We start from the raw sequence: 8,098 nt of genomic DNA, 5'->3' as shown, positions 1-8,098 counted from the left end.
TCTTGTGCTGTGGAGCTTCTCGACAATCCGCTCTGGGCGGCGCTGACCGGGCCGCAGGCGGCCTTCGGCACCCGGCACGGGCGGGCCGCCCGGTTCGACCCGGAGGTCAGCCCGTTCGCGGCCGTCGCCGACCCCGGCGACCCCGCCGCCTGGGCGGATCTCCGGGAGCTGGTCAAGCCCGGGGAGCGGGTGATCGTGGCGGCGCCGGGGCTCACAGTGCCGGCGGGCTGGGCCGGCGACGAGCTGCCCGGCTTCCAGCTGATCGGGCCCGGCTATGCCGGGGCGCCCGCGGCCGAGGCGGTGGCGCTGGGGGCCGGCGACGTGCCCGAGATGCTGGACCTGCGCGAGCGCACCCGGCCCGGCCCCCTCGAGCGGCGCACGGTCGAGCTGGGCGGCTACCTCGGCATCCGCCGGGGCGGGGCGCTGGTGGCCATGGCGGGCCGCCGCATGCGGGTGCCGGGCTGGACCGAGATCAGCGCGGTCTGCACCGACCCGGCCTTCCGCGGCGCCGGCCTGGCCACCCGCCTGATCGCGGCGGTGACCGACGGCCTCCGCGCGGAGGGGGACCTGCCCTTCCTGCACGTCGCCGCCGACAACACGGGCGCGATCCGGCTCTACGAGCACCTGGGCTTCGCGATCCGCACCCCCGTCACCTTCGCGGGCGTCACCCCCGCCTGACAAGACGGGCGTAATCCCGCCTGTCAGTGCCGGCCGGGATTCCGGTGAACCCGCGTGCCGGTTTGTACCTTTTGGTAGGCATGAGCAAGGAAGTCCGCTCGCGCCCACCTGGGGACCCATGAATCGGTCACACCGTTCCGCCGCCCTGACGATGCTCGCCGCGGCGGCCCTCGCCCTGCTGCCGGCCCCGGCCCAGGCGGCCCCGCCCGGCGTCGAAGGCGGCGTCTACCTCCGCGATCTCACGCTGCCGGCCGGCGGGAAGACTCTTGAGGAAGGCCTGGCCGTCCTGCTGTTCGCCGACGAGGCGGGCTGGGCGGACAGCATCACCCTCAGCATCGACACCTCCGAGGTGGGCGTGGCCGAGGTGACCGTCGGCGGCGAGCAGTGCACGACCGGCACGGTCGTACGGTGTGTCGTGCCCGGCCCGCACCAGGTCTTCCAGCGCCCCGACGACGACGGCCCGCACGGCTACTTCACGTGGTCCCTGGTCTCGCTGGGCCTGACGCCCAGGGACGACGCGGCGGCCGGTGACAGCGGCACGTTGTCCGTCGCGACGCAGGTGGAGGACGGGCCCACGACCACCGAGTCCGCCACGATCCGCATCGGCGAGGGCGTCAACCTCACCGCGGTCGACGACAGGTCACGAACCGTGGCCCCCGGCGGTGCCGTGCAGCTGCGTCCTGCGGTCCGCAACAGCGGGACGACGGCAGTCGACGGGCTGACCGCCGTGTTCAGCGCCGACGCGGAGGTGCTCGCCCGGACGAACTACGGCAACTGCACGTACGACTACGCGGTGGCCTGCACGTTCGACACGACGCTGGCCGCGGGCGCCACGTACCGGATCTCCGCGCCGTTCACCCTCCGGATGCCGCCGGATGCGGTGGCGGCCAGCCAGACGTCTCTGGGCGTGCAATGGCTGACCGCCGCCGAATGGGAGGACATGCAGGCCGCGTACGGCGATCCTTCCCCGGGCCGCCCGGGCACCGGACCGGACCTGCCGCTCGGCAAGGTGGTGGCCGCGGCGGCGGCCGACCTGCCGCAGGCCGATCTGGACGACGACGACAACGGCTCGTACACCACCGTGACCGTCGCCGGTGGCCGCCGCACCGACGTGGTGGCCATGGGCGCCACCATCCCCGGCACACCGGGCGAGCACGCGATCGCGGTCGGACTCGTCAACCGGGGACCGGGCACACTGCGCTACCCGCCCTTCGACAACAACTACCCCACCGCTCACATCATCCTGCCCGCGGCCGTGTCCGTCGTCTCCGCCGACGAGCGTTGCATGTCACTGAACGGCGTCTACGACGCGCCGCCCTCGACGGCCCCCGCCGGCTTCTCCCCGCCGGAGTACTACTGCCGGCAAAGCTCGACGACGCTGCGCCCCGGTCGGGAGCTGACCTTCTCCTTCACCGTGCGCGTCGCCCGGGCCGTGCACGAGGACGCGGGCTCGGTGGAGGTCGCCCTGACCAGCGACGGCGCCGGCGTGGACCGCAACCTGCGCAACAACCGGGCCGCGATCAGGTTGACCGCGACCGGCGGCGGAGGCGAACTTCCGATCACCGGCACCATTGCCGCGACGATCTCGGCCGGCGGGCTCGCTCTCCTCCTCGCCGGGACTACGATCGTCGCGGCCCTGCGCCGCCGCAACAACTGAGGAACAGCAGGTCAGTCGTCGGAGGAGCCGCTGTCGTCGTCGCCCGGCTCGGTGGTCGGGGACGGGGTGGGGGTCACGGACGGGGACGGGGTCGGGGTGACCTCGGGCGCCGGCTTGGCGGGCTTGCCCTTGGCGGCGAGCACGGCGGCGGTCCACGTGGTGCCGTCACCGCGGCCGGCGACCTCGACGCGGTAGCCCACGGCGACGGCGGCGAGGGTGGCCTTGCGGCCGTTGACCCGGATCTTGGCCTCCTCCGGCACGGACACCGTGACCGTCTGGCGGCGCACGTTCTTCGTGCCGCCCTTGGCGTACAGGGTGACCGTGCCCGCCGTGGTGTCGACGGCCGTGACCGTGCCCGTGGCGGCGAAGGCGGTGGTCTGCTTCTTCTTGGCCGGGGCGCTCACGGAGTCGCGCGGCTTGGCGTAGGCGGCCTGCCCGGCGACCGTCGCGGCGGGCAGGGCGACACCGACGGCCAGCACGGCGGCGAGGGCGATACGACGACGCATTGAGGTCTCCTTGATCTTCGGAGTCTTCAGCGTCGGCCCGCCCGGGTGCGGAACGGGTGCGGTACGGCAGCCGCCTGGGTGCGAACCGGCCGGCAACCCGCAGAGGCGGCGGCGGACACGACCGGACGAGGATCGGTCACGCGGTGGGGACGGGCGCGGGCACGGCCGTCAGCGGCAGTGTGATCGTGAAGGTGCTGCCCGCACCCAGGGTGGAGGTGACCTGGACGTCGCCGCCGTGCTCGGTGACGATGGTGCGGACGATGGCCAGGCCGAGGCCGGGCCCCTGCACCGCCTGGTCCATCGCGTTGGCGCCCCGGTGGAAGGGCGTGAACAGGTCGGCCAGGTCCCCGGCCGGGATGCCGATGCCCGTGTCGGTCACCGTCAGCGTCGCCGTGTCGCCCGCGACCGTGACGCGGTAACTGACGCTGCCGCCGGGGCCGGTGAACTTGAGGGCGTTGTCGAGCAGGTTGCGCAGCGCCCGTTCGAGGCGGCGGCCGTCCCCCTTGACCCAGGCGGCCGCGGCCTCGCCCGAGAAACCGATCTCCCGGGTACGCGCCTGAGCGGCGTACTCGGCGTGCACAGCCCCCGCGACGGCGGCCAGGTCCACCGGGGTGGCCGGCTCCCCGGGCGTGCCGGAGGCGTCCAGCAGCAGCAGGTCCGCGACCGTGGCCTGCAGCCGGTGGGCGTTGCGCAGGATCGCCGTGACGCCGCGTTCCTGCAGCGGGCTCAGCGCGCCGCCGTCGCCGTCCGCGAGCATCTCCGTGTAGCCCAGGATGCTGGTCAGCGGGGTCCGCAGCTCGTGCGTGACCGTGGCGACGAAGGCGTCCTTGCGCTCGTCGAGCACGCGCAGGTCGCGGATCAGCCGGTTCTGCCGGTCGTGCAGGCGCTGCAGGCGGGCGGCGTGGTCGATCTCGCGGGCCAGGGCGGCCAGCAGCCGGCGCTCGTCGTCGGCCCAGTGCGGCCGGTCGCGGCGTACCACGTAGAGCAGGCCGGGCGGGCAGTCGGCGTCGCCGGCCAGGGTGACGGCGATCGCGCCGGCCTGGTGCGGGACGTCGCGGACCGCTCCCGGTTCGCCGGCGACGACGTCCTGGACGGTACGCGCGGACAGCGCCGCCGCCCGCGCCGGCCACGTCACGTCGACGGCCTGGTCGTCGCCGAGCAGGAACCGGCCGTGCACGGCGTCGGCGTGCAGGGCCTCGCCGATCATCGCGGCGACCCGGCGGGCGGTGGCGCCGGGGTGCGTGTGCTCGCGCAGCTCCAGGGCCACGGCCTGGCGCAGGTCCGTCCGCAGCAGCCGGGCGGCGTCGGCGGCGTGCAGGCGCTCGGTCTCGGCGGCGAGGTGGTTGAGCGTGCCGATCAGCGTGCGGATCTCGGCGGGCCCGGACGGGACGGCCCGCGCCGACAGCTCGCCCCCGGCCAGCCGGCGCAGGGTGAGCCGGACGTGGTCGAGGGGCGCGAGGACGTACCGGTAGCCCCAGAAGCCCACGCCCAGCGCGCCGGCGAGCAGCAGCCCGCCGAGCCCGGCGACGAGCAGCTGGACCAGCCGGGCCTCGCGGCGGTCCGCGGCGGCCATGGACTGCTGCTGGGCGCGGATGGCGGCGTCCACGGCGGCGTTGGCGGCGCGTATCCGGTCGAACATGTCCTTGCCGCGCTGGGTGAGCGGGTAGTCCGGGTCGGCCTCGCCGCCGACGACGATCGGGGTGGCGTACGCGTAGAGCCAGCGGGAGGCGGCGCTGCGCTCCTCGCCGAGCAGGCGCAGCACGTCCGGGTCGGCGGTGGTGGCGGCGACGGCGTCGAGGGCCTGGAACGCGCCGGCGCGGCCGTGGTCGTACGGCTCGAGGAAGTCCTCGTGCCCGGTGAGCTGGAAGCCGCGGACGCCGGTCTCCGCGTCCGTGAGGTGCTGCAGCACCGCGATGTTGGCGTCGCGGGCCGCCTCGATGCGGGCCGCGCGGGCGGTGTGCCGCGTCTGCAGCCGATCGGTGACGACGGCCTGGGCCACGGCGAAGCCCGCGAACAGCACGAGCAGCAGCACGCACCCGGCCGGCACGCGGCGCTGCAGGGTGCCCATCACTCAGGCCTCCGGCAGGGTGAACGCGACGGTGGTGCCGCCGCCCGGCGTGGCCTCGGCCCAGATCCGGCCGCCGTGCCGCTCGACGATGCGCCGGCAGGTGGACAGGCCCACCCCGAAGCCGGCCGTGGCGGTGTCGACCTGGGTGAACATCTCGAACACCCGCTCACGGTCCGGGCCCGCGATCCCGATGCCGTTGTCGGCGACCGTGATCAGCCAGTCGCCGCCCCGGCGTTGCCCGGCGACGCGGACGCGGGCGGGCACGTCCGGGCGCCGGTACTTGACGGCGTTGCCGACCAGGTTCTGCAGCAGCTGGCGCAGCAGGACCGGGTCGCCGGCCAGGTGCGGCAGGTCCGGTGCGACGGTCACGGCGGCCCCGGCGGACCCGATGACGTCGCGCAGGTCCATCAGCGCCTGGTCGGCGACCTCGGACAGATCGGCTTCCGTACGGCGGCAGGGCGAGCTGCCCGCCCGGGCGTACTGCAGCAGCGAGTCGATCAGCGCCTGGGAGCGGGTGACGGCGCGCGCCGCCGCGGTGATCCACTGGTGGGCCTGCGGGTCGAGGACCGTGCCGTACTCGTCGCCGAGCAGCTCCAGGTAGCCCCCGACGACGGCGAGGGGGGCGGCGAGGTCGTGGCTGACGACCCCGGCGAAGTGCTCCAGCTCGGTGTTGGAGCGGCGCAGCTCGGCGTTGGTGGCGGCGAGCTCGGTGTGGGCCCGTTCGAGCGCGTGGTGCTGGGCCTCGGCCGACACGAGCAGCTCGCCGTTGATCCGGGCCTGCCGGCGGCGCTCGAAGAGGGCGAGGATCACCTGCGCGAGGTCCTGCAGCCGGTCGATCTGCGCCGGCGTGAGGTCGCGGGGCTCGGCGTCGAAGACGCACAGGCTGCCCAGCGCGTGTCCCTGCGGTGTGACCAGCGGCGCCGAGGCGTAGAAGCGGACGTCGGCCAGCAGCCCGGTGACCCACGGGTTGGCCGCGAACATGGGGTGCTCGCGGGCGTCGCGTACCCACACGAAGTCGCCGTCGAGGAAGTGCACCGCGCACATGGAGTCGGACCGGGGCGAGTCGCCGCCGGTGAAGCCGGTCGTGGTGAGCTGGCACTGCCGGTTCTCGTCGATCAGGTTCAGCGTGGCGGTCGGTACGCCGGCCACGGCGGCCGCGACCCGGACGACGGCCTCGAGCTCGTCGCCGGCGGGCCGGTCGAGCAGCTGGTACTCGTGCAGGGCCCGCAGCCGCGCACGCTCCCCCACCAGCTCGCTCACATGTGTCGGTTCGGCAGGTTACGCCCCGATCTGAACGCCCGTTCCTGGACGGCAGCTGAAGGTCGTTATCGATTCGTTACCAACCGCGCCGACGCACACGTGTGGTGACGGTCACACCGCCGGAACCGGTATCGCCGCGCTTGGATGTGACGCACAGTGAGCGATCTTGGCGACGGGACGTTACCGGCCAGTAGCCGCGCCCCTTGTTCGCTACCGGCGAGTAGGAGCAACATTTCCCGCACGTTACCGGCCGGCTCCGGCGCGGGCGTTCCCACGAGGAGGATGCGGTGAAGGAAGCGCAGGGCGACCAGGCGTACGGTCGCACCAACTGGCGCCGCTTCGCGATCTGGACGGCGGTCCCGGGTGCCGCGGTGGCCGCCCTGGTCGTCGGCATGGCCAACGGGGCGTTCGCCGCCTCGTTCTCCGTGTCCGGCCAGTCGTTCAAGATCTCGGCGGACGAGCTCGACGGCGAGGGCTTCTCCCAGTACGGCGGCACGGTCAAGAAGGTCGACGGCACCGAGATCCCGGTCGCCATCTCCGGCATCGAGGACGGCAAGCTCACCAACCTCTGTCAGTCGGTCAAGATCCCGGGCGCCCCGGTCAGCCTGACCATCCGGGCCGGTCGCGAGGCGGGCAAGCCGGCCAAGGCGACCAACCTGCTCATCGGCGTCAGCGAGCTCAGCGGCGACGCGACCTTCACCAACATCAACATCGGTCAGGACGCCTCCACCCTCAAGGAGGGCGGCCCCGACGCCCACGGCCAGGCCGGCATGTTCGGCCAGGAGGCCGAGCACGTCACCATCGCGGGCCTGCGCCAGACCGCCGTGTCGACCACGGCCGGCTCCTTCACGCTCAACGGCCTCAACCTGAAGGTCAACATCGCGCCCGACGGCAAGCCCGCCGAGTGCTTCTGACCCCCGTACGCGGGCCCGCGGTCATCCGTTTCCGCGGGCCCGCACCATGCTCGTCCCTGGCTGGAGGGGGCACGTGGCTCCACTGATCACCGCGGCGGGCTTCCGCCACTGGCGGCGTACCCGGCCGTTCTGGGGCGGCCTGCTGCTCCTGCTCGCCGGCATCGAGATGTTCCTCAGCGCCAACCAGTCGCTGGGCGACCTCGAGGTCCACTTCGGGCCGCAGGGCTTCCTGTCCTACCTGCTGCCGGCGCTGCTGCTGCTCTGCGGCATCCTCACCTGGGTCTCCCCCGGCCAGCGCCTGTTCTACGGCGTCATCGGGCTGCTCACCGCCGTGTACTCCCTGGTCGGCCTCAACTTCGGCGGCTTCGTCCTCGGCCTGCTGCTCGGCATCACCGGCGGCGCGCTCGTCCTGGCCTGGGCGCCCCCACGCCCGGCCGCCGCTCCGCCTCCTCCCGCCCGAACCGCCGACGACACCGTGCCGCTCACCCCGGCCACGGAGGCAGCCCCGGCCGCCGCCCTGCCCTACGGGCCGCCGCCCGACCCGGACACCGGCATCGTCCCGGGCTTCCGCGACGACGACACCGAGTCGTTCCCGTCGACGCCGCCGGCCGGCGACGAGCCCCGGGGCGGCACCGCCCGCAAGGCGCTGGTCATCACGCTCGTACCCCTGGTGGTCGGCGGTCTGATCGTCGCCGGCGGCCGCGTCCCCGCCCGCGCCGCCGACTGCCCGGAGGGCCTGCCCTCCCGCTCGTCCGCCGCGTCCCCCACCACCACGAAGCCGTCGTCCCCGGCGGCGAAGCCGTCGAAGACACCCGCCGCCAAGCCGTCCCCGAGCGCGAAACCGCCGTCGTCCCCCACCCCGCCGCCCACGGCAAAACCGTCGGCGACGCCCAGCGCGAGCAGCACCGGGGACAGCGACCCGATCGGCGACATCATCGGCGGCATCGGCGACCTCCTCGACCCGATCCTGCCGGACCCGCCGTCCCCCACCCCGTCCGCATCCCCGTCCACGTCC

General features: G+C 74.2%; 7 protein-coding genes. 4 read left to right on the top strand and 3 right to left on the bottom strand.

The annotated features are described in order from the left end of the window. The coding region (locus tag RBH18_RS41765) for a GNAT family N-acetyltransferase (RefSeq protein WP_306216052.1) at window positions 1-678 on the top strand (678 nt) is incomplete at its 5' end. A 118-nt stretch (window positions 679-796) separates the two neighbouring features. Continuing rightward, window positions 797-2,335, top strand: coding sequence for a hypothetical protein (locus RBH18_RS41760; protein ID WP_306216051.1), 1,539 nt, complete (start codon window positions 797-799; stop codon window positions 2,333-2,335). Window positions 2,336-2,346: 11 nt separating this feature from the next. Here the strand turns inward: RBH18_RS41760 and RBH18_RS41755 are convergent, their stop codons facing one another. The 3 genes from RBH18_RS41755 to RBH18_RS41745 form a co-directional block, all read right to left on the bottom strand. After that, a complete protein-coding gene (locus RBH18_RS41755; RefSeq protein WP_306216050.1) occupies window positions 2,347-2,841 on the bottom strand; it encodes a hypothetical protein in 495 nt (164 codons plus the stop codon). 136 nt (window positions 2,842-2,977) lie between these two features. Then, window positions 2,978-4,909, bottom strand: coding sequence for an ATP-binding protein (locus tag RBH18_RS41750; RefSeq protein WP_306216053.1), 1,932 nt, complete (start codon window positions 4,907-4,909; stop codon window positions 2,978-2,980). Window positions 4,910-4,912: 3 nt separating this feature from the next. Next, the gene (locus RBH18_RS41745) at window positions 4,913-6,169 is read right to left on the bottom strand and encodes a sensor histidine kinase (RefSeq protein ID WP_306216049.1); all 1,257 of its coding nucleotides are present in this window, start codon (window positions 6,167-6,169) and stop codon (window positions 4,913-4,915) included. A 287-nt stretch (window positions 6,170-6,456) separates the two neighbouring features. Here RBH18_RS41745 and RBH18_RS41740 point away from each other — a divergent pair, with 287 nt between their 5' ends. After that, window positions 6,457-7,083, top strand: a complete 627-nt coding sequence (locus RBH18_RS41740) for a DUF6230 family protein (RefSeq protein WP_306216047.1) — start codon at window positions 6,457-6,459, stop codon at window positions 7,081-7,083. A 73-nt stretch (window positions 7,084-7,156) separates the two neighbouring features. Beyond that, window positions 7,157-8,098: DUF6114 domain-containing protein (locus RBH18_RS41735; RefSeq protein WP_306216046.1), on the top strand; the 942-nt coding region annotated here is incomplete at its 3' end.

Source organism: Actinoplanes oryzae, from assembly GCF_030757795.1.
In the GTDB taxonomy this organism is placed as follows: Bacteria; Actinomycetota; Actinomycetes; order Mycobacteriales; family Micromonosporaceae; genus Actinoplanes.
This window is presented reverse-complemented; position numbering and strand designations above follow the sequence as displayed.